At 37.4% G+C, this 22,574-nt stretch carries 22 protein-coding genes; 14 read left to right on the forward strand and 8 right to left on the reverse strand.

Features of this window, described 5'->3' with window-relative positions; all coding sequences use genetic code 11:
* Window positions 1-30 precede the first annotated feature (30 nt).
* A complete protein-coding gene (locus UGRO018_RS05695; protein ID WP_416325500.1) occupies window positions 31-945 on the forward strand; it encodes an AEC family transporter in 915 nt (304 codons plus the stop codon).
* Between the two features lie 12 nt (window positions 946-957).
* The gene (locus UGRO018_RS05700) at window positions 958-1,683 is read left to right on the forward strand and encodes a carbohydrate deacetylase (protein WP_416325501.1); all 726 of its coding nucleotides are present in this window, start codon (window positions 958-960) and stop codon (window positions 1,681-1,683) included.
* Between the two features lie 10 nt (window positions 1,684-1,693).
* On the opposite strand, the gene UGRO018_RS05705 is transcribed toward UGRO018_RS05700, so the two are convergent.
* Entirely contained in the window at window positions 1,694-2,686 is a 993-nt protein-coding gene (locus UGRO018_RS05705; protein WP_416325502.1) for a LacI family DNA-binding transcriptional regulator, read from the reverse strand.
* Between the two features lie 145 nt (window positions 2,687-2,831).
* Here UGRO018_RS05705 and UGRO018_RS05710 point away from each other — a divergent pair, with 145 nt between their 5' ends.
* From UGRO018_RS05710 to UGRO018_RS05720, 3 genes are read left to right on the forward strand one after another with little or no spacing between them, the layout of a single operon-like run.
* The gene (locus tag UGRO018_RS05710; protein ID WP_416325503.1) at window positions 2,832-4,199 is read left to right on the forward strand and encodes an acyclic terpene utilization AtuA family protein; all 1,368 of its coding nucleotides are present in this window, start codon (window positions 2,832-2,834) and stop codon (window positions 4,197-4,199) included.
* Window positions 4,199-4,528 carry an AtuA-related protein gene (locus UGRO018_RS05715; RefSeq protein WP_416325504.1) on the forward strand — a complete coding sequence of 110 codons (330 nt, stop codon included), beginning with the start codon at window positions 4,199-4,201 and terminating at the stop codon, window positions 4,526-4,528. Before UGRO018_RS05710 ends, UGRO018_RS05715 begins: the two co-directional genes overlap by 1 nt.
* Window positions 4,521-5,714 (forward strand): CaiB/BaiF CoA transferase family protein, encoded by a 1,194-nt coding sequence (locus UGRO018_RS05720; RefSeq protein WP_416325505.1) that lies wholly within the window; start codon window positions 4,521-4,523, stop codon window positions 5,712-5,714. Before UGRO018_RS05715 ends, UGRO018_RS05720 begins: the two co-directional genes overlap by 8 nt.
* A gap of 97 nt (window positions 5,715-5,811) precedes the next feature.
* Here UGRO018_RS05720 and UGRO018_RS05725 read toward each other — a convergent pair whose 3' ends face one another.
* The 7 genes from UGRO018_RS05725 to UGRO018_RS05755 form a co-directional block, all read right to left on the reverse strand.
* Complete coding sequence (locus UGRO018_RS05725; protein WP_416325506.1) at window positions 5,812-7,575, reverse strand: M3 family oligoendopeptidase; 1,764 nt, start codon at window positions 7,573-7,575, stop codon at window positions 5,812-5,814.
* 61 nt (window positions 7,576-7,636) lie between these two features.
* Window positions 7,637-8,284, reverse strand: coding sequence for a TMEM165/GDT1 family protein (locus UGRO018_RS05730; protein WP_416325507.1), 648 nt, complete (start codon window positions 8,282-8,284; stop codon window positions 7,637-7,639).
* Window positions 8,285-8,378: 94 nt separating this feature from the next.
* Window positions 8,379-9,407: a M42 family metallopeptidase gene (locus tag UGRO018_RS05735; RefSeq protein WP_416325508.1), complete on the reverse strand. Its 1,029-nt coding sequence runs from the start codon at window positions 9,405-9,407 to the stop codon at window positions 8,379-8,381.
* A 12-nt stretch (window positions 9,408-9,419) separates the two neighbouring features.
* The gene (locus UGRO018_RS05740) at window positions 9,420-10,331 is read right to left on the reverse strand and encodes a hypothetical protein (protein WP_416325509.1); all 912 of its coding nucleotides are present in this window, start codon (window positions 10,329-10,331) and stop codon (window positions 9,420-9,422) included.
* A 19-nt stretch (window positions 10,332-10,350) separates the two neighbouring features.
* On the reverse strand, window positions 10,351-10,866 hold the full coding sequence (pyrR, locus tag UGRO018_RS05745) for a bifunctional pyr operon transcriptional regulator/uracil phosphoribosyltransferase PyrR (RefSeq protein ID WP_416325510.1): 516 nt from the start codon (window positions 10,864-10,866) through the stop codon (window positions 10,351-10,353).
* A gap of 8 nt (window positions 10,867-10,874) precedes the next feature.
* Window positions 10,875-14,102: an SNF2 helicase associated domain-containing protein gene (locus tag UGRO018_RS05750; RefSeq protein ID WP_416325511.1), complete on the reverse strand. Its 3,228-nt coding sequence runs from the start codon at window positions 14,100-14,102 to the stop codon at window positions 10,875-10,877.
* 150 nt (window positions 14,103-14,252) lie between these two features.
* Window positions 14,253-14,879 (reverse strand): flavin reductase, encoded by a 627-nt coding sequence (locus UGRO018_RS05755; protein ID WP_416325512.1) that lies wholly within the window; start codon window positions 14,877-14,879, stop codon window positions 14,253-14,255.
* 225 nt (window positions 14,880-15,104) lie between these two features.
* Here UGRO018_RS05755 and UGRO018_RS05760 point away from each other — a divergent pair, with 225 nt between their 5' ends.
* From UGRO018_RS05760 to UGRO018_RS05800, 9 genes are all read left to right on the forward strand, one after another.
* Window positions 15,105-16,076, forward strand: coding sequence for a PhnD/SsuA/transferrin family substrate-binding protein (locus UGRO018_RS05760; protein WP_416325513.1), 972 nt, complete (start codon window positions 15,105-15,107; stop codon window positions 16,074-16,076).
* Between the two features lie 132 nt (window positions 16,077-16,208).
* Window positions 16,209-17,000: a phosphonate ABC transporter ATP-binding protein gene (phnC, locus tag UGRO018_RS05765; RefSeq protein ID WP_416325514.1), complete on the forward strand. Its 792-nt coding sequence runs from the start codon at window positions 16,209-16,211 to the stop codon at window positions 16,998-17,000.
* Entirely contained in the window at window positions 16,997-17,770 is a 774-nt protein-coding gene (locus UGRO018_RS05770; RefSeq protein WP_416325515.1) for an ABC transporter permease subunit, read from the forward strand. The genes phnC and UGRO018_RS05770 overlap by 4 nt, the downstream gene beginning before the upstream one ends.
* Window positions 17,770-18,630 carry a PhnE/PtxC family ABC transporter permease gene (locus UGRO018_RS05775; protein WP_416325516.1) on the forward strand — a complete coding sequence of 287 codons (861 nt, stop codon included), beginning with the start codon at window positions 17,770-17,772 and terminating at the stop codon, window positions 18,628-18,630. Before UGRO018_RS05770 ends, UGRO018_RS05775 begins: the two co-directional genes overlap by 1 nt.
* Before the next feature lie 143 nt (window positions 18,631-18,773).
* Window positions 18,774-19,196, forward strand: coding sequence for a phosphonate C-P lyase system protein PhnG (gene phnG / locus UGRO018_RS05780; RefSeq protein ID WP_416325517.1), 423 nt, complete (start codon window positions 18,774-18,776; stop codon window positions 19,194-19,196).
* Window positions 19,197-19,207: 11 nt separating this feature from the next.
* Window positions 19,208-19,789 (forward strand): phosphonate C-P lyase system protein PhnH, encoded by a 582-nt coding sequence (phnH, locus tag UGRO018_RS05785; RefSeq protein ID WP_416325518.1) that lies wholly within the window; start codon window positions 19,208-19,210, stop codon window positions 19,787-19,789.
* 7 nt (window positions 19,790-19,796) lie between these two features.
* Window positions 19,797-20,906 carry a carbon-phosphorus lyase complex subunit PhnI gene (locus tag UGRO018_RS05790; RefSeq protein ID WP_416325519.1) on the forward strand — a complete coding sequence of 370 codons (1,110 nt, stop codon included), beginning with the start codon at window positions 19,797-19,799 and terminating at the stop codon, window positions 20,904-20,906.
* Window positions 20,890-21,729 (forward strand): alpha-D-ribose 1-methylphosphonate 5-phosphate C-P-lyase PhnJ, encoded by an 840-nt coding sequence (locus UGRO018_RS05795; RefSeq protein ID WP_416325520.1) that lies wholly within the window; start codon window positions 20,890-20,892, stop codon window positions 21,727-21,729. The genes UGRO018_RS05790 and UGRO018_RS05795 overlap by 17 nt, the downstream gene beginning before the upstream one ends.
* 4 nt (window positions 21,730-21,733) lie before the next feature.
* Window positions 21,734-22,573 (forward strand): ATP-binding cassette domain-containing protein, encoded by an 840-nt coding sequence (locus tag UGRO018_RS05800; RefSeq protein ID WP_416325521.1) that lies wholly within the window; start codon window positions 21,734-21,736, stop codon window positions 22,571-22,573.
* Window position 22,574: the final 1 nt, after the last annotated feature.

Genomic DNA, 22,574 nt, shown 5'->3' on the forward strand with positions numbered 1-22,574 from the left:
GCTGAGTTCTTTCCTTAAGGAGGGAAAAAGATGGATATGGCATATATCTTACTCAAACAGATCTTGATCATGTTTTTCATTATGCTGATCGGTGTGCTCTTATATCGACATAAAAAAATAAGTATGCAAGGTACGAAAGAACTGGGAACCTTATTACTTTATATCGTGATTCCCATTGTGATCATTCAAAGCTTTTGTGTTGAATATACTAACGAGCGCATGACAGGATTATGTTGGTCATTTCTGTTATCTCTATGTTCTCTTATACTAGCGATGTTGGTATCTTATTTGATTTTCAAACGCAAAAGACCATTGGATAACTTTGCGGCATCTTTTTCTAATGCCGGGTTTATCGGCATTCCCTTGGTTCAAGCAACGATAGGAAAAGAGGCAGTGTTTTATATTGCTAGCTATATTGCATTATTGAATATATTACAATGGACCTATGGATTATTTGTGATGACAGGTAAAAAAGAGGGCATTCGGTTTACTAAGCTCATGGGTAATCCCATTGTAATTGCTGTTATTATAGGAATGATCATCTTCTTCTTACAACTTCCGATTCCTGAGCTTATACGAACAATGATGAGCTCTATGGCTGGTTTGAATACACCACTTGCAATGTTGATCAGCGGAGCTTATTTGGCACAGGTATCTTTTATTACGATGTTTCAGGATAAGCACTTGTTGTTTTCCAGTATCCTAAGGCTTTGTATCTTACCACTTATGACCTTTTTGTTATTGCTATGTGTTCCATTTGTCGATTCCTCTATTCGTCTTGCGATTTTGATTGCTGCCAGTGCACCAGTAGGTAGCAATATCGCCATCTTTGCATCTTTATATGATGCAGATTATCTTTATAGTGTAAAAACGGTTTGTCTTTCTACCATTTTGTCCATTGTGACGTTGCCACCACTTATACTGTTGGCTCAACAATTTTTATAGGAGGATATCTATATGAAATTAATCATAAATGCAGATGATTTTGCTTATACAAAAGGAGTGACACAGGGTATCATGGAAGGCTATCATCATGGTATCATTCGCTCCACTACCGTTCTTAGTAATATGCCATATCTTGCCTATGGTGCATCTCTTGTCAAAGATGCTGATGAATTGGGTATCGGTGTTCATTTAACCTTAACCTTAGGAGATGCTTTGACCCATGGCAAAACAATAACTACAAATGGCACGCATTTTAAAAGTAGGAAACAGTTTTATGAAGAATTGGATCATGTTGATTTACAAGAAGTCTATGATGAATTTGAAGCACAGATCGAACACTTTATCAAAGTAATGAATCGATGTCCGGATCATCTGGATTCGCATCATAGCGTACATGATGCCAAAGGGTTACTTGAGGTTTCGATAAAACTAGCCAAACGTTATCATATTCCTATGAGAAGATATGCAAACGCAATCTATGTTCCTGGATTTTATGGAGAAACTGCAACTGTAGATGATTTGATTGCCTTGATCTTACAACATAAAGATGAGGAAGCAATCGAAATTATGACACATCCAGGGTTCTGTGATTTAGAATTATATGAAAACAGCTCTTATCATACGCAACGAGTGGTAGAGCTTAGCGTTCTTTGCGATGAGCGTATAAAAGAGGTTCTTCATAAAGAGCATATCGATTTAACAAATTATAAGATGTTAAAAAGCCCCTTAGTCCTTTGATTAAGAGGCTTTATTGTGTTGTTTTTCTCGCAAGGAAGCGAATCTCAAGCTCGATATGAGCTTGTTGCGCTTCAAATGCTAATTGTTGAATGGCTTGTTTCAAACAGGCGGCGGCCATATCTTCCATAGGTAGTTCTACCACAGATAAAGGTGTTGACGCAAATTCTTCTAATTCAGAATCAGCATTTCCAACGGCAATCAATTCCATATCCTTTGGTAACTTACAGCCTATTTCTTTCAAATAGCGTAGGATACCGATTGCCTGATAATCAGATAATGCAAAAATGGCATCATAATCAAGCGGTCTGGTTTGAATGGCTTCATAAGCATCTTTCATGGTCATTTTACAATCAAGCTTAGAAACCTTGATATGCTTTGCTACACATGCTTTTTCAAATCCTTGTATCCTTTTCTTCATCCCGGGAAACAAGGACATATCTCCCACAAGTAAAGCATGTGTTCTTTGATGGGCGATAAACACCTCTGCAGCCAATTGACCGATGTTTTCGTCATTGACACAAACCGTAGAATAAACATCACTTGTTCGATTATAAAGTATGATAGGAATCGGAAAGGTCATTGACTCTAGATAAGCAATATCTGATGGACTTGCATTACAGATGATCGCTGCATGATAATTTCCAAACTCAGAAACAGTTGCGACTTCCTCGATATGATCGTTTTTATAAGGGTGAATCAAAAATTCACAACGTTTATCTTCTTTCAACATAGCTTCTTGAAGACCATGTAAAAATCTGGTCATGAGGCTAGCACGGAAATCACTTGACCAATAAACAGCAATGGTAATTTGATTCATTTGATGCTGATCTCTTAATCTACGAGCACTAACGTTAGGTCGATAACCAATCTCTTTCGCCGCTTTCCAAACTTTTTCTTGAGTTGCTTTAGAAATCTTACGAGTTTCGCTCTTTCCACCAATGACAATGCTGGCTGTGCTTGGACTAACACCTGCTTTTGCCGCAAGCTCTTTAATATTTGCCATAGAAACACCCTTTCTTTTACGTAGGTATTATATCGGTATTCGAAACGAAATACAAGTTTTTCTTTACAAACGTACAACGTTGTATTATAGTATAGGTACAACGATATACTAAAACGTTGTACTAACGAGAAAAAGGAGAAATAGAATGAAAAAAGTAAGGATTGGAGGAGGTCAAGGCTTTTGGGGCGATAGTCCGGATGCTGCCATTCATATGGTTAAAAACGGTGACCTCGATTATTTGGCATGTGATTATTTGGCAGAATTAACGCTAAGTATCATGCAACGACAAAAGAGAAAGGATCCCAAGGCGGGATATGCAAAAGATTTTCTGCACTTGATGGACGTGATTCAAGAAGAAGCATACCAAAAAAAGATCGGAATCATTACAAATGCCGGTGGTATGAATATCGAGGGTGCTGTTCAAGCATTGCATACACAAGCCAAAAGTAAGGGAATGACAGGGTATAAGATAGGCTATGTACTGGGAGATGATATCAAGGATCAAATAGATACTTTGATACAAGAAGGCATGGAATTTAGAAATATGGATGATGGTAGGCATATCAATGAAATCAAAGATCGCATTGTGAATGTCAATGTCTATCATGGCTATGAACCAATTGTCGAATGCTTACATCAAGGTGCTGATGTCGTCATAACTGGACGTGCAGCTGATTCTGCATTATTTCTTTCTCCGCTGGTAAAGGAGTTTGGATGGGCAAAGGATGACTATGATCAACTAGCAAGAGGTATCATGGTCGGTCATTTATTAGAATGTGGTGGACAAGGTTCTGGTGGTAACTTTGATTATGATTGGAGAAGTGTTCCGGATATGGACCAATTGGGATTTCCTATCGCAGAGATCAATGAAAAAGAACTTTATATTACAAAAGCTTCCAATTGTGGTGGTTTGATCAGTGAACAATCCGTGAAAGAACAATTCTTATACGAAGTACATGATCCTGCAAATTATCTAACACCGGATGTCAATGTGGATATTTCAAAGGCTACGATTCACCAAGTAAAAGAAAATGTGGTACAAGTTGATGGAATTCATGGAACTACAAGACCGGATAATTTAAAACTTTGTGTAGGCTATCATGCCGGCTATAAAGTAGAAACCTATTTAAGCTTTGCTTGGCCGGATGCTTATGAGAAGGCAAAATATGCTGCGGATATCTTGATGAAGAAGTTAAAACGCAAACACCTTAAGGCAGAAGAAATTCATATATCCTATGTTGGATTGAATGCATTGCATCTTGATGTAGCAGATATGTCAGAGGAAATGGTTCAACGAATGAATGAAGTTGTTCTTCGAATCGCTATTCGTACATTGGACAAAGAGGAAGCATATAAGATCATTCCTGAGATTTCACCAATGCAGTTAAACGGTCCTCCGCAAGCAAGTTTCTTTGGTGGAAGAGCTAAGGTTCATGAGGTAATTGGCTTATGGCCAACATTTATTCCAAGAGATGCTGTAAAGCTCAGTGCTCATATATTGGAGGTGAAATAATGTCAGAAATATATTTACATGAGATTGCACATGGAAGAAGTGGGGATAAAGGGGATACTAGTAATGTATGTGTATTCGCAAGAGATCCAAAAGATTATGAATGGATCAAAAAAGAGGTAACGGTGGAAAAGGTCAAGGAACATTTTGGCGATATGATAAAAGGGGATATCATTCGATATGAAGTACCATCTTTACATGGATTTAATTTCGTGATGCATCATGCTTTGGGTGGTGGAGCAACCTTATCACTTCGCTTAGATACATTAGGAAAGTCTATGGGAAGTGCATTTATGAGAATGAAGATTCATAAGGATGAAGATCATGAGTAAACAGGCATTAGAAAACTTAGTGGTATTAGATTTGACCAGAGTATTGGCAGGTCCTTATGCGACAATGATATTGGCAGATATGGGCGCAAAAGTCATTAAGATCGAAATACCCGGTAAGGGAGATGATACAAGAAGTTACGCTCCTTTTCAAAATGATGAAAGTATGTATTTTGCAAATTTTAATCGAAACAAACAAGGAATCACATTAAATTTAAAAAGTGAAAAGGGAAAAGCAATCTTTCGATCTTTGGTCAAACAAGCAGATATCGTTGTGGAAAACTTTCGACCGGGTGTCATGGAAAAGTTAGGTCTTGGTTATGATGACTTAAAAAAAATCAATGATCGCTTGATCTATGCATCCGTAAGTGGATTTGGTAGTTATGGTCCTTATGCAGATAGAGCAGGTTATGATATCATATCTCAAGCTATGGGAGGCTTGATGAGTGTTACAGGACAACCGATGGATGCTCCAACCAGAGCTGGTAATGCGATGGGAGATATTCTCGGTGGATTGAATCTTACCATTGGTATCTTGGCTGCGGTCCATGCTAGAAGTATTACAGGAGAAGGTCAAAAAGTAGATGTCGCATTGGTTGATTGTGTTGTTTCTTCCTTAGAGGCTGCGTTTCAACGCTATTTCAAATCAAAGGAAATACCTCCTCGCATGGGAAATCGTTATGCAGCTGTTGCTCCTTATGATTCTTATCGGGCAAAAGACGGATATTATGTGTTAGGATGTGGAAATCAAAAATTTTATGAAATCCTATGTCGTGATATTCTTAAACAACCACAATTGATCGAACATAAATTATTTTTGACACTTCAAGATCGTGTGTTACATCATGAGGAGTTAACACCGTATATAGAGGCGTGGTCAATAAAGTATACGGTAGAAGAGGCAGTGAACCTTTTGATGAGCTATGGTCTTCCTGCTGCTCCTATTTATGATTTGAAACAAATCAGTGAAGATCCTCATATCGCCCAGGCAAGAGAAATGTTAGTAGAATTAAGACATCCTGTCATTGGAGATATGAAGGTGAGTGGTTGTCCTATCAAATTAATGGGTACCAAACCGGAAATAAAAACACCGGCACCTACTCTTGGACAAGATAATATAAAAGTATTAGAAAAGCTTGGTTTTAGCATGGTACAGATAGAAGAACTTAGAAGAGAAAAAATCATATAAAAAAAGGGCTGTGACGATTGTCATGGCCCTAACTGTATTTGTCCTTAACGTTGCTTATAAATAAGATCTGGTTCTTTTTATATCCGTAACCAAATCTTCATCTGCATTTTTCATCTGTTAAGGAAAGGAATTCATCAATTCTATCCGCAGCGGTGTTTAAAGCACTTCTCCAAAAGTTGATATCACATAGATCAATACCCATGATACTTGCGACATCTTCTACATCCATAACAGTGGTTGCTTTTAACATCTCTTGGTATTTTGGTAAAAAGTCATCCTTCATCTCTTCATATTTTACAACCAAACCTCTAGCAAACAATCCACCAAAAGCATAAGGGAAGTTATAGAAGCTTAGATCCGCAGAGTAATAATGAGATTTGTTGATCCACATGTAAGGATGCAAATATTCTGGATCTAGACCATCACCATAAGCTTCTTTCTGTGCATGAAGCATGATATTCTTTAATTCATCTGCATTTAAGAATTCATTTTTTCTACGCTCAACGACTTCCTGTTCAAAGAGGAATCGAGAATAAATATCACACATGATCTGTGTGAGATCTTGTAGTTGATTTTCAATCAAAGCAATCTTTTCATCACCATGAGCGGCATCGATAGCAGCATTCATAATAATGTTTTCATTAAAGGTACTTGCTGTTTCCGCAACAGGCATAGAATAATCCCAATTCATTGGACGATGTTCTTCAATCATCATGCCGTGATATGCATGACCTAATTCATGTGCAAGAGTTACGATATCACCCAAAGAACCATCGAAGTTTGTTAACACACGACTTTGTTTTGCGAAAGGAAGATTCTCACAAAAAGCGCCGCCAACCTTTCCTTTATGTGGGAAGAAATCAATCCATTCTTCATCAAAAGCACGTTCCATCATATCTGCCATATCTTTCGCAAAAGGACGGAAATGATCTAGCAAATATGTTTTTGCTTCTTCTACGCTATATTTCTTGTTGCTATTTCCCAAAGGAGCAAACAGCTCATACCAAGGTAAGCCATGTTCATATCCTAACAAATCAGCCTTACGTTTCAAGTATTGTTGGAATTTCGGGAAGAATTCCTTCATTGCCGCAAACATAGCATCTAATGTTTCTTTTTTCATGCAAGATTGATGTAAGGTCATCATCAAAACAGAATCATAACCACGTAACTCACTTACTGTGTTTGCCTGTCCTTTGATACTATTCAATGCAAAGGCAATGGTATCTTTCACAGCCTCATAGCTTTTTAATTCTGCTTCATAAGCAGCTTTTCGTACTTCCTTATCAGCATCATAAGCCATATTTCGTATGTCAGATAGGGTAGTAGATGTTCCTTGATAAGTTACATCCATCGTTGATGTCACAAATTCTCTTAAATTGGACCATGCATTGCCTGCATTTAGATCCATCAAAGACAATACATTTTCTACCTCATCGGAAAGTAGATATTGTGCATCTCGTTTTGTTGTAGTCAATAGATATGCGTATTCTTTTAATAAATCATGCTGTTCAATCAATGCCTCTAAATCTTTTGTTTCAGCAATATAACGATTGAATCGTGAAATAGGTTCACTCATTTTTGATCCTAAGGCCATCAAACGACTGAGATAAGTAGAAGTCATTGCATCTGTTGTATCAGTGCTTTGACGTAAATTCATATAGGCACTCAGTGGATACATAAGATTACGATATGCTTCTAATCTGGTTAGTATTTCCACAAGTGTCGCTATTGTATCCGTTCGATTCAATTCTTTAGAAAAGTCTTGAATGGAATCAATGTAGTTCTCAAGTTTTTTGAAATCCTCTTGAAATTTTGGATCTTCATAGTCTTTATATAAGACAGATAGAGACCATTCTTTCATGTAACATACTCCTTCCTTATAAACAGCATTATTATATCACGTTCTTATGAGTTTATGCATCCTAAGCCTCTTTTCTTTTACGAGAATGCATGTAAATAAGATATCCTGTGAAAATCAGTACCATGCTGTAGGCAACCATGATAGGGAAGGATACTTCAATAGTTTCAAATAATGTAATAGAACCGAATAGAAAAAAGAAAAAGGAGCTGCCTACTTTCACACAATCTTCGCTCACATGAGAGAAAATCAATTTCCCGGCAAAAATGCCAATCAGATTCGCTAAAAACAGACCTAGTGCGCTACCCAAAAAAACCTGAAAGTGGGCATCCATGTGATCAGCGGCGAGCGCCACGGTAGCAAGCTGTGTTTTATCACCTAATTCAGCAAGCATAAAGGTAAGGGCAATGGATAGTGCAGGAATACGTAAAGCAATATGTTTGCCTTCGCCTTCTTCTTCAGATGTTTTTAAATTCCATAATCCAAAGCCTAAAAACATTGCGGCAGCAGCAAGTTTTACCAATCTGATCGGGATCAAATCACCTATGAGGTCACCCGCACATACAGATAGTGCAGATATCATGCCGATTCCCAATGCCATACCTATGACAACCGTTTTTACTCGATAACGATTGCATAAAGCCATTACCATTAATTGTGTTTTATCTGCCATTTCCGCAAGGAAAACCAAAAGAAACGTATGAAACATCATCATTATCACCAATATACTGTATGAGAAAAACGCAAGTAGTATGCGTAAAACAAGAGAAGCATAGAAAAAGGCTGATTTCTCAGCCTCTTTTATCTTAAGCTTCCATCATATAAGCCATAACCAACTTCATGGTAGCTTCCAATCCTTCATAATGAGTACGCTCCATTCCATGACTTGCATGAACACCTGGACCAATCAATGCACCACGTATATTATTACCACCTTTTAAGGCTGCACTGACATCACTACCATATTGTGGATAAATATCTACGGCATAAGGAAGTTCGTTTTTCTTCGCAAGATGGATCAGCTTATTGGTCATATCATAATCATATGGACCACTGGAATCTTTTGCGCAAATACTAACATCATATTCTGTACAAGCTAAATCTAAACCAATACAACCCATATCTACCGCAATCAGCTCTTTGATAGAGGAAGGAATCCATGCCATTCCATGACCTACTTCTTCATAACTACTTATCATAAATATCGTATCATAAGCAGGAGTCGCATTGGTATCTTTTAATTCTTTCAATACGCCAAGCAATGCGGCTACACTGATTTTATCATCTAGAAAACGTGATTTGATAAAGCCACTATCTGTAATTTGTACCTTAGGATCATAAGCAATAAAATCACCATTACAAATACCAAGGTTTTCTACATCTTCTTTTGTTTTTACTACTTCATCAATTCGCACTTCCATATGTTCGATGCTACGCTCTTTGCTGGCAGCATCCGGATATACATGAATGGCCGGTGATGTATTTAAGATCGTACCGGTATACACTCTTTGATCTCTGGTATAAATCTGACAATACTCGCCATCTAAAGTAGGAACGATCGGTCCTCCGACTTTCGTTAAAGCAAGAAATCCATTTGGTTTGATAGAACGTACCATCAAGCCTAAGGTATCACAATGAGCACAATAGCCAATGGTCTTCTCATTGCTTTTTCCTTTGACATAAATCAAAAGATTACCTTTTTCACTCTTGGATGTTTCATAACCTAACGATGTAGCTTCTTGTTCCACAAAGCTGATTGCTTTCTTTGTATAACCACTTGGGCTATCGATTTGTAAAAGCTCTTTCGCAAAATTCAATACATAATCCTTATTCATAAGTTCCTCCTGTTATATTGATTGATAAAGCTTATTTAGCTTGTTATCTAAGGTAAGTTTTCGCTCTAAACATGCGCATTTTTGATTTAATAATTCATCTTGTAACTGAATCAAGGAAGCAAGCCCTTTGTTTAGTTTCGCTTTGCTATCATTGATTTTGGAAAGCGCCATGAAATCAAATAGGACATTATCTAAAAAGATATCTGAAAATTTCAACCATTCATCCATTTGAACCTCAGGCAATTCGATATTGGAAACATCACGTAATTCCTTTTGAAATCTACGCATATCCTTTTGAATCTGCGCAATGCTTTGTTGTGCTTCATCAACATGGGAATGTTTGATCATAGAAGATACCATTCCACCACCGGCGATATCATAAATGCCCCAAGAGGAAGCACTATCTAGTTCTCGAACCGCATGTTTTAGTTGATCTGTCACCACATAACTTGCTTCAATTGCTTCTTGAAGTTCTTTTTCTAACATTGTTTCTTGTTCAAGCTTATCATATAGTTGTTGTACTTCTTCTTTTTTAGGTCCTTTTAAAGCTTCTTCTTTTTGTAGACGTTGTAACGCTTCTCGTATTGCATCCTCTTGTGATATTTCTTCTTCACAATGTACTAATTCTTCATTAATGAGGGCTGTTTCTTCTTGTAATTGTTTGAGATATAAGGCTGCCTGTAAAGCCTCTTGTTCCTCTTTGATCAAACGTTCTTCTTTATCTTTGGCAATCCATGCCATAATACTGGAAAAAGAAGCATGCTTTAGTTTCTCTACATCCTTATTTTCCTTCTTTACCATGGCATAAGCTACCTCTAGCTTCGCATTATTTTGTTCAAAACGTTTCTCTAATTCTCTTTGATAATCCTTCATTGATTCGATTTTCGCAAGTCGATGCTTTAATTCAGCGATTTCTTTGTTCATAAGAATCCTCTTTTCTGTATTATTTACTGATATAAATACCATCTAGATCATCAATTTCTTTTACCTTAACACGAATAACTTCTTGTAATGAGCTAGGGATATTTTTCCCTATATAATCAGCTCTGATAGGAAGTTCTCGATGACCTCGATCTACCAATACAGCCAATTGAATTTCATTGGCTCTACCAAAATGCATGATCGCATCCATGGCGGCACGCACAGTTCTGCCTTTGAATAACACATCATCAACAAGGATGACTTTTTTATTTTTTACCGGCATCTCCAGATCGGGGATCGGATAAGCATCTTCTAAATCATCTCTCCAATGGCTGACATCAAGAGCGTAACATGGTACCTGACAATTTTCGATTCCCGCAATCATATCCGATAAGCGTTTTGCCAGAATTTCACCACGTGTCTTGATACCGACAAATACCAGGTCTTCAACACCTTTGTTATGCTCAATGATTTCATGTGCGATTCTTGTCATTGATCGTCGCATACCGATTTCATCTAATATTTCTTTTGTTTCCATAAGTCCTCCTAAAACAGATCCAGCAATTCTTCCTTGCTCATGCTGGTAATGATACCTTCATTATTGGAAATGATGGATTCACTCAAATCCTTTTTTAGATCCTGTAAATGCAAGATTTTTTCTTCGATCGTATCTTTTGCGATAAGCTTAACTACCTGCACGTTGTTATGCTGACCAATACGATACGCACGATCGGTAGCCTGATTTTGAGCTGATACATTCCACCAAGGATCAAAGTGGATAACCACCTCTGCACTCGTTAAATTCAATCCGGTTCCTCCTGCTTTCAAAGAAATCAAGAAAACACTGGTATCATCATGATTAAATGCATTGACCATTTGTTGTCGCTTCAGCTTCGGTGTGGATCCTTTCAAAAGGTAGTAAGGAATATCACTTGCGACCAGCTCTTTTTCCAATAATGCTAACAAACTTGTAAATTGTGAAAACAACAGGATCTTCTTATGGGAAGCTCGACAGGATTCGATATACTCCATACATGCCGCAATTTTTGCACCGACACCTTGATAGTTTTCATATAATAATCTTGGATCACAGCATAACTGACGAAGTCTTGTAAGCATGCTCAATACCATGATTTTGCTCTTGTTGACACCTTGCTGTAAAAAGCTTTCTTGTAGCTCTTCTTTCATCATCGCAACATTGGCAAGATATAATTTATTCGCTTCTTCATCCAATTCTACCAGCATCGTATGTTCCATTTTTGCTGGTAGCTCTTTTAATACATCTTTTTTCACACGTCGTAAGATAAATGGTTCTACCAATCGTTTCAATTCTTTTAATGTCACCGGATCATTTTCTTTTACGATAGGATATTCAAAGAACTTTTTGAAATAAGCATAAGAATATAAATATCCCGGCATTAAGAAATCAAAAATGCTCCAAAGTTCCGCAAGGGAATTTTCAATCGGGGTTCCTGTTAACGCAAATCGATGAATGCTATTGATTGCCTTCACACTGGTTGCGTTTTTGGTATTATGATTTTTGATATATTGAGCTTCATCCAAAATCTGATAAGTAAAGTTTATAGATTCATATGCTTCCACATCACGTTTCAAATAATCATAAGAGGTGATGATGACATCATAATCTTGACAGTGTTCGATCTTGACCTTACGCTCTTCACTACTTCCGGTAATGATCAATGCGGTTAGATTCAAAGAGAATTTCTCAATCTCACTTTGCCAGTTTAAAATCAACGAGCTTGGACATACAACCAAAGAAATGCTTTCAGGATGTCTTGCTTTCTCATCTTCTAATAAGGTGATGATCTGTATCGTTTTACCGATTCCCATATCATCCGCAAGAATACCGCCGAAGCCATATTCAGCCATTGTCTTTAACCAACGAAAGCCCACTTTCTGATAATTACGCAATATGGATTTTAAACTATCCGGTACTTTATAATCGGCATCTTGTACATTACGAATGCCACGCAAGATATCTTTGAAGCTGGAATCACGATCCACCTTGATCATATTGACTTCTTTCATACTATTGTCCAGATAAAGAGAACGATATTTTTCTACCTTAATGGATCCACTACTGATTTCTTGTTCCTTTACATGCATGCCATCTAAAATACTGCTAAGTTCTGATAAGGCACTATCCTCTATATTCACAAAAGAACCGTTTTTCATACGATAATATTTTTTGTGAAGACGATAACTTGCTAAAACATCTTGTAGTTCATCAATTGGGAAATCTACGGTATCAAAATTAATTTCCAACAAATCACTTTCGATACGAACCCCCATACTGATATTGACACTATCTCTGATTTCCAGCTTCTTAAATTTATCTGTTGCATAAATATCACACATGCTATTTAATTCTTCAAAGCCATGTTGTAAAAACTCATATACGGCATCTTGAGAATGTTCGATATATGCGATACCCTCATTGGCATCAATACGTGTCATATATTTTGTAAAAACAAGACGAACAGCAATTTCTTCATTGAAATTACGAGATGTAGAAAGCATGTCACAAGAGAAGGCGTTGTATTCTTCTTTCCCATATTGATAAATCAATTTCGCTGAAATGACATTGCTCTTAGGCATATCGATATAGACCTTACATTCCAAAGGTAATGGTGCAAATTCAGATATATCCACTCCATGAAAGGGAATCAAAGATCGAATATTCACCAAAACATTATTATAAAATCCCGGCATCAATTCTTTAGATATACTGAATGGACCTTTCTTTTCCAACATCGCCTTTAAAAACGGCGCAGCCTTTTGCGTATAGATTTCATCACAACGATATAAGATATTGTCCTTTAAGATATAACTATGCATTCTACCCTCTAATACACGATATTCAAGGGATGGTAAGGATATTTGATAAAGCTGTTTCTCATCCACTTTGATATCCAGTTGAAAATCAGGATTATGATCTACGAATTTTACATTGATCAGATTTTTTTCCTTACGTCGATACATGACTTCTTTCCCTTGATACATAGTGAAAAAATCATCTAGTGCATCTTTGGTCAAACATAAATTTCTAGCCTGTGGCGCACTTTTTAAAGCCTCTTTGCTTTGAAAGTAATACGTATCATGCTCATGTGAGCGTAAAAAACGAATCAAAGGAATGCTTTCTTCATCAAAGCTGTATAGATTATGAAGAAATTCCAGTTCTTTACCATAACTTTTTTTAATATTATGCTCAATATCATATAAAAACTGTACGATATCTTTGATGATATATTTCTTTGCATTACCGATTTTTAATGTTACAGCCATGATCCTTTTTTGTCTCAGTTCAAATACAGGTTCCAAATGTACCGCATTTTTAAGGTTCATAGCCAAAGAAGTATAAACAAGCTGTTCCTCATATTCATTCATCAAACGAATGGCAACGGGATCCTGTATTGTTTGTATTGGTGTTTCCTCTAGCTTTTTATTTTCCTGATCACTTTGTACCTTTAATAATACCGCAACACAATGTGCACAACTGATAAAATTCTGTTGATGTTGAGGACAATTACAAATATGTGCTCTTACCAAAAAATCATCCTTATCCACAGACATATTTACTTCAAAATACTGTTTTTCATCCTTGATCGTTGCGTTGATCAAAATGATCTTATCATTAGAAAAATCATCAATATCAAGTGATACGATGGCATTTTCTTCCATTAGTTGTTTTCCTTTTTCAAAGGTTTCTTCATTGATCGCAAAATCCTTAATTTGCGCTGTTGTAAATTCCATGGGATCACCTAGCTTTCCATTATCTTATTGTATCATTTTTTATAGGAAAATGCTCTAGTTTATTGCACAATGCTTTAGAAAATACGTAGTTACAAATTCATTCAAAAGAGAAAAAAAGCAGTATTCTTATGAATACCGCATAGTATAACATCAATCGATTTTTTCAAAGACAGCTGCCGGAGCACCACATACAGGACAGATATAATCTTCTGGTAGTGGATCCCCTTCATAAATATAACCGCAAATTGTACATCTCCAGCCTTTCTTTTCCGTTTTTGCCTGATAACTGGAAGCATTCTTTGGCGTTGTACCATTTTTTACTTTATGATAATAAGCATAGGTCATGACCTCTTCTTGGCTGATGACATCGCAATCGATGACTTCTCCAATAAAGATGACATGGGTTCCGATATCTAATTGATGAACGACCTTACAAGTATAGTAGGCAGCGGTATGTTCAGTTAAATAAGGAATGTTTTGGATATCTCGTTTACTTGCGATACCTTCATACTTTTCATGATCTTTACTAGATTGAAATCCAAAGCGTTTGATGGTATCCATTGGTACATCCTGTGTCAAAGCAACGGCGTTGAATTTCCCGGAAGCCTCGATTACTTGTTTGGTATAGTTGTCTTTATTGACGGCAACCGATAACTGTATCGGAGATGCTGTTACTTGATGTAAAGTGTTAACTACACAACCTGCATCTTTGCCTTCAAAGTTGCTGGAAATGATATATAAGCCATAACTTAGTTTGAATAATGCTGTTTCGTTCATAATATCCTCCTTCTTAAGAATTATTCTTATCTTTATGTATATAGTATGCTCTGATTTTATAAAAAAGTACAGCTATTTGCTTCTTTTCATCATCAATTGCATAAAATTATAAGAATTCATTCAATTATTACGCTTTGTTTACATCGCATTCACAAAATAGGGACAAAATTCCAGTATGATATGCTCGTGCCAGGGGCATAAATGAAGATGAAAAAGGAGAACGAAATGAAAAAAAGAATGAGTATCGTGATGAGTGCAATTCTTGGATTGACGTTGATGGCCGGTTGTTCATCAAGTTCAGCAAAAGAGGATATTACCATTGCATTTTTGCCAAATGAGGATAGTGCTCAGCGAAGTGAAGAGGCATTTGATATGCTGAAAGAAGAAGTTCAAGCAGCTTTGGGAGATGCGTACAATGTTAAAATTGCGGTATTAGATGATTATTCTGCAGTAACCGAGGCAATGTTATCAGGTACAGCACAAATTGCATGGGAAAGTGGTGGAACTTTTGCGACGACCTATTTAAAAAATGATAAAGTACTACCTATCTTAAGCTATGGACCAAATGGTGATCCAGAACAATCAGGATATCGTGCTTATATTGCGACAAATGCAAAAAATAAAGGCGATTTTGAAGGGAAAAGCAGAGAAGAAAAACTTGCACAGTTGAAAGGAAAATCCTTTAGCTTTGTATCCGCAACCAGTACCAGTGGATGTATGGTACCTACACAATCTTTATGGGGCATCTTTGGTGATGAAGGATCTAAGGATGTAAGCGATAAGGAACAAATTAATGTGAAAAATGCGGATAACGGTGGTTTATTCTCAGATGTACAATATGGTGGAAATCATCCGGGTTCCGTTACGTTGATCGTTCAAGATAAAGTATATGCCGGAGCATATTGTTGTAATTATGCAGAGGGTTATGAAGATGACTTGTATGTCATTGATGAACAATTCGTACCTAATGGACCAATGTGGGTAAATACCGAGGTGTTGGGAGAAGAAAATGTGAAGAAATTAACACAACATTTTACCGGACTGACATCTGAAACTGCGATCAATAAGGATTTCTTCAGTAAGGATAAAGGGTTTTTCTTTGAGGCAGAGGATGATACAACAAATTACAAATTCTTTCAAACAGATGTAGATCGTTATCAGTTCATTATTGAAATGGCGAAAGATCAACAGAAATAGATAGGAAAAGATCTTCGGATCTTTTTCTTTTATAAAATAATTGAGTTATTACCAAGGCTTAACCTCGCTTTAACAAATCATGGAAAAGCTTAGGCTATAATGCTAGTGTGTGATAAAGGAAAAGGTGAAGTTATGAGAAAAGAAATCTTAAAAGTAGAGCATATATCGAAAACATATCAACCCAATGCGGTCAAAGCGTTAAAGGATGCGTCATTTACGCTTCATGAAGGAGAGCTAGTGAGTGTCATAGGACCAAGTGGTTCAGGAAAAAGTACATTGCTTCGTTGTATGAATAGGATGATCGATACCAGTGAAGGAAACATTTATTTTCTGGGGCAAGATGTTACGAAAGCGAATAAAAAGGAAATACGAGAAATCAGAAGAAATATCGGTATGATCTTTCAACACTATAATTTAGTATATCGTCTAAATGTATTGGAAAATGTGTTACATGGTAGATTGGGGTATTATCCGGCTTGGAAGAGTGCTTTAGGTATGTATCAGGATCAAGATGTGGAAAAGGCAGCACAGTTATTAGAGTTGCTTGGCTTAAAGGATCGATTATATGATCAATGTTCTATGTTATCAGGTGGCCAAAAGCAGCGAGTAGGGATCGCCAGAGCATTGATACAGGACCCTAAACTTGTGCTATGTGATGAACCGATTGCATCTTTAGATCCTCAATCAAGCAAGGTGATCATGGAATATCTTCACGATATCGTTAAAACAATGAATATCCCTTGTATCGTGAATTTACATCAGGTGGATGTGGCTCTTCATTATTCAGATCGTATCATTGGCATGCATGAAGGAGAAATCGTTTTTCAAGGGAAGCCAAAGGAATTGACCAATGAGATGATCGAGCGAATCTATGGAGTATCCATAAGTGAATTGATCGGTAAGGTAGAGGAGAGTGGCGCATGAGTTATTTTGTGAAAAGAAGAAGGCATTTATTATTTCTTGTATGTATGGTCATTGTATTTTTGTTTTTAGCAACCTTACGTTTAGAAATCAATTGGCTTTCGATCTTGATGAATGCAAGGACGTCTTTTGATCGCTTTATGGTAGAGTATATTCCATTGGATGTTTCTGAATTATCTTCACAGTTATATCAGCTATGGATTACGGTTGTCATTAGTATTGCCGGTGCGTTTGTCGGTATGGTTCTTGCGTTTTTTTCTTCCTTGGCATTATCTAAGCATACAGGAAAACATAAGGCATTGACCTATGTAGTGAGAAGTTTTGCGTCTTTTACCAGAAACATTCCGGAAGCTGTTTGGGCAATCTTATTGATCCCGTTTTTATGGTTTGGGGAGTTTCTTGGGTTTCTTGTTATGTGTATCATCTCATATGGCTTTTTGACTAGAACCTTTGCGGATGAAATAGATGAAGCAAATAGCAATTGTCTTGAAGCATTGAGTGCCACCGGTGCAGGTTATTGGCAAATCGTATTTCATGGTGTGATTCCCGAAACAATGCCATCTTTGATATCTTGGAGCTTATATGCAGCGGAAAACAATATTCGAAGTGCAACGGTAGTTGGCATGCTTGCGGGCGGTGGAATCGGTTGGTTGATGGGTGTGTATAAAGGCTTTTATCAAATGCATCTTATGGCAACAAGCATCGTATTGATCGTTCTTGTGGTCATTTTGACAGATCAGATATCAACTCAGATCAGAAAGAGGTTATTATAATGGAAACATCTATGACATTACAGAAACAAACATCTACGTTACAAAGGAAAAAAAGAGGCCGGTATCGTATCAAACAGGTGGATAAAACTTCTCGTATGATATTAGGAATTCTAGTTGTTTTTGCATTTGTTTTTCTTTATTTTATTACGGTTATGTGTGAATATCGTTGGGATCAGGTGCGCATTGATTTTATTTTAGAAATCTTACCAAAGTTTGTTGATTTCTCACAACTATCTTCCTCTTTTTGGCAAAGTATCGGTTATTCTTTGATCAATACGGTGTTATTGAGTGTGGTCACTACGCTTCTTGGGGCTATGATTGGATTGTTTCTTGGTCTTGGCGCAGCCAGAAATTTATCTCATCCTTTTATATCCAATGTGATTCGTGCATTTGCGGGATTTATTAGGGCAGTACCTACGATCATTTGGGCAATCTTGTTTGTATCAGGATTTGGTTTGAGCGCTACTACTGCAATTGTCGGGATGTCATTTCATAGCATTGCGTATTTTATCAAATCCTATTCTGAGGCTTTTGAAGAGGTAGAGGAAGGAACATTAGAGGCAATGCGTGCTACCGGTGCGAATTGGTGGCAGATCGTAACCAGTGCGATTCTTCCATCTTCATTCACCAAAATGATATCTTGGGTTGCGATGCGTAGTGAAATGAATTTTGCGGCTGCGGTTATCATTGGACCTGCAGTCGGTGTACCGGGAACGATCGGTTCCATTTTAAATCAATGCTCAAGAGCAGGTGATTATGGGGGCCTTGGTTTATGTGTGTTGACGATTTTTCTAACAGCATTGGTGTTTGAAGTGATGATTACCAGATATAAACAAAAAACCATTGTAAATGCATCTTAAGAGAAGGTCGAAGGATCTTCTTTTTTCTTATGATCAGAAATGTGTTTTTTTCGTTAACGCTAAATAAAACAAAACATTTACCTTCTGTTAACAGAAAATACAAGTAATCAAGGTACACTAAGCCTGTACACAAGGAGGATATGATGAAACGAAAAGAGCGTACACAGATTCTGGTTCATTGTCGAGGATCATTCTTACGGAAATGGGCAAAACGTCTGGAAGAAGAAGCAGAGATGAAGATGATAGAAGAGCCTAGCATGGGTCTGGTGATGATCCAAATGCGAGAAAGCGGGAAACAGTCATTGTTTTATCCCGGTGAGATTTTGGTTTCTGAAGCAAAAGTGGAATGCAAGGGGATCGTCGGTATTGGTATCCTCACCGGAAATGAGCTTCAAAAGGCATATGATCTGGCGGTAATCGATGCTGCTTATGGTGCAAGATTAGCGCCTATTCAAGATTTAGAGAAAGATTTGATGAAAGAACAAAAGCGACAGATGGAACAAAAGAAGATGCAAATGCAGAAGATTTTAGAAACAAAAGTGAACTTTGAAACGATGGATGTATAAGGAGAGCAATGATGAAATTTGATATGGTGTTTGATGTACAAAAAGCATTTCGTAAGGTAGTAGAAGCATTTTCTTATCCCGGTGATATCGTTTCTTTTCAAGAAGAGGGAAGGTTTCTGGAAGATGTTGATGGCTGTTATCCAGCTACCATGATCTTAATGCATATGTTGTTAGATACGGATACAAGCTTTGGGGTGGACAGTGTTGATGATCAGCTGGCACTTCAATGTAGTAAGATGACACATGCACGAAGGGTTTCTTTTGATAAAGCAGATTATATCTTTGTGACAAAAGAGCATCCACAAAGACTTGCGGAAATCATAGAAGAGGCGAAAGAGGGAACTTTGGAAAATCCACATCAAAGTGCGACCTTCATTATAGAATGTGAGCAATTGATACAAGATGGGGATCTTATATTGGAGGGTTGTGGGATCTTAGATGAAAAACGAGTTACGATCCAAATGGAGGAGGCATGGCTTGATGCAAGAGAGAAAAAAAATCACGAGTTTCCTTTAGGAATCGATATGATCCTAACGGATGTATTTGGCAATGTTATGGCATTACCAAGAACAACACGGATCAAGAAAGGATGAACAAGATATGGCATATGTAGCAGTTAAAGGTGGACAACAGGCCATTGAAGAAAGCATACGACGTTTAAAATATGAAAGAGTAAAGGGTGGAAAGCTTGCAGATGTTAAAACGATCCAACAAAGTATGAGACAATTGATCGATCAAGTTATGAGTGAGGCGAGTTTGTATTCTACTGAATTGGCATCCATTGCGATCAAACAAGGAGAAGGTTCCATGGAAGAGGCAGTATTTTTGCTTCGTGCCTATCGTTCTACCTTACCTAGAAAATATTACTCTATGACTGTAGAAAGCGAAGATATGGAAATAGAACGAAGGATATCGGCGGCTTTCAAAGATATTCCTGACGGTCAAATACTAGGAACGACTTATGATTACACCCACCGATTACTTGATTTTGATTTGCGTAAAGAAAAAGAAAAGGATATCAAGAAATTTTGTAAGGAATTTATGAAGACAAAGCCGGGGATATTGCCTAAGGATATGAAAATGACCAAGGTGAGTGAGCATCTTCGTCAAGAAGGCTTGTTACCAAAACGGAAAAAGGATGATACACCTCCTAAGGATACGACCAAGCAGATGTTAAGCTTTCCTACTGTACGAAGTGAACGTCTTCAGATATTAACTCGAGGAATGACCCAGGCAGTGACAGCGCTTGGCTATGCATCTTTACGAGGATATGGTGTTGTCCATCCTACGGTAAGTGAACTTCGTGTCGGTATGCTTCCGATTTACATTCAAGATCCCTATGGTAGTGAAAAGGAAGAAGATAGCTATTATATCGGATCCTTTAAAGCTAGCGAAGTAGAAAGTTTGATTCCTGTTACAAAAACAAATCAAGAGGGGCAACATGAACTAGAATTTCAAATCGGTTATGGGATGTGCTATGGGCAAAACGAGACCAAAGCCATTGCGATGAGCATTTTAGATCAATGTTTGGAAAGTGAGGATAAACGTTTTGCGGTCAATGATGAGGAATTTGTTTTGTATCATATTGATTCTGTAGAGGCAACCGGTTTTATTTCGCATTTGAAACTACCACATTATGTAACTTTCCAATCCAAATTAAACAGTATGCGAAAGACGAAAAAGGAACGAAGCGATGAAAAAGAAATATAATTTTGCTTTCTTTGATGAAGGCAGTAAACGTGAAATCAGAAGATCTATCTTAAAGGCAATCAGTATACCGGGGTATCAGGTACCATTTGCTTCTAGAGAAATGCCGATTGCAAGAGGATGGGGTACCGGAGGTATTCAGTTAACACTGTCTTTGATCGGACAAAAGGATATCGTTAAGGTAATCGACCAAGGAAATGATGAGAGTGTCAATGCCATTAGCATTAAAAATCTGATTACAGAAACAACAGGTGTGGAAGTGACCATAGATACGGAAAAGGCGACGTTGATTCAATCTCGTCATAGGATTCCTGAGGTGCCACTCACAAGAGATCAGATTTTAATTCTACAAGTACCGACGCCCGAACCTCTACGTGATTATGAAGCAAGCGAACAAATCACCAAACGTTTACATGGTGAAAAAGAATATACCGGTGCTTGGTTATTGTTGTTTGAACAAATTATGAAGTTTGATGATATGACAAGTGGTGCAGATCATCCTGTGATGGTAAATGATCGCTATGTAATGGCACCATCCCCGATTCCAAAATTCGATAATCCGAAAATAGATCATAGTGAGGCTTTGATTCTATTAGGGGCAGGGCGTGAGAAAAAAATCTATGCTGTTCCACCATATACAAAGGTCGTATCTTTAGATTTTGAAGATAAGCCATTTCAGGTAGAATCCTTTGAAGGAAAGAAATGTTGCCTTTGTGGCGCAAGTCATGTTTATTTGGATGAATTCATTCATGAAAGTGATGGTACGACCAGCTATCAATGCAATGATACCAGCTATTGTTTAAAACGAAGAAACGAGAAAGGATAACACCATGGAAACAGAACAACCAATGATGAGAGTCGTCAATCTGAATCGACAATTTGGCGATGGCTGTGCATATTGTAAAAATCATAAGCACGAGCTGAAGGGAAACTATTGTCCTAAGTGTGGAACGGTTTATGCTTGTCAGGATATAAGTTTTGAGGTATATGATGGGGAAATTTTAGGGGTCGTAGGAGAAAGTGGCAGTGGAAAATCTACCATGATGCAATGTTTGTATTTTGATCAACAGGTAAGTGATGGTGCTTGTTATATCAAAACATATGAACAAGGAGAAACGAATATATTCACTCAAACATCGCAACAACAGCGTTATATTCGAAATCATGTATTGGGGATGGTATATCAAAATCCCTATCTTGGATTAAAAATGAATTTTTCCAGTATTGCGAACATTGCCGAGAAACTCATTGCGGCCGGAAATCGCAATGTAGCCTTTATGAAACAGCGAGGGGAAGAGCTTTTAAATGAGGTGAAAATTCCTTTATATCGTATGAAGGATGAACCTAGAACCTTTTCAGGAGGGATGCAACAACGTGTACAAATTGCAAAGGCCCTCAGTAATCATCCGCCGATTTTATTACTTGATGAGGTCACAACAGGGTTAGATCTTTCCGTACAAGCAAATGTCTTGGATCTAATCAAGCAGATACAACGTGAACTACATGTATCTATGATCGTGGTATCTCATGATTTAGGTGTGATCAAGATGCTTGCGGATCGTACCATCGTTATGCTGAATGGAAAAATCATTGAAGAAGGTCTAACCGATCAAATCATGGAAGATCCTCAGCATCCATATACCCAGCAGTTGGTATATTCATTATTATAAG

The sequence above is a fragment of the Hoskinsella mucinilytica genome (genome assembly GCF_045223415.1).
In the GTDB taxonomy this organism is placed as follows: Bacteria; Bacillota_I; Bacilli_A; order Erysipelotrichales; family Erysipelotrichaceae; genus Hoskinsella; species Hoskinsella mucinilytica.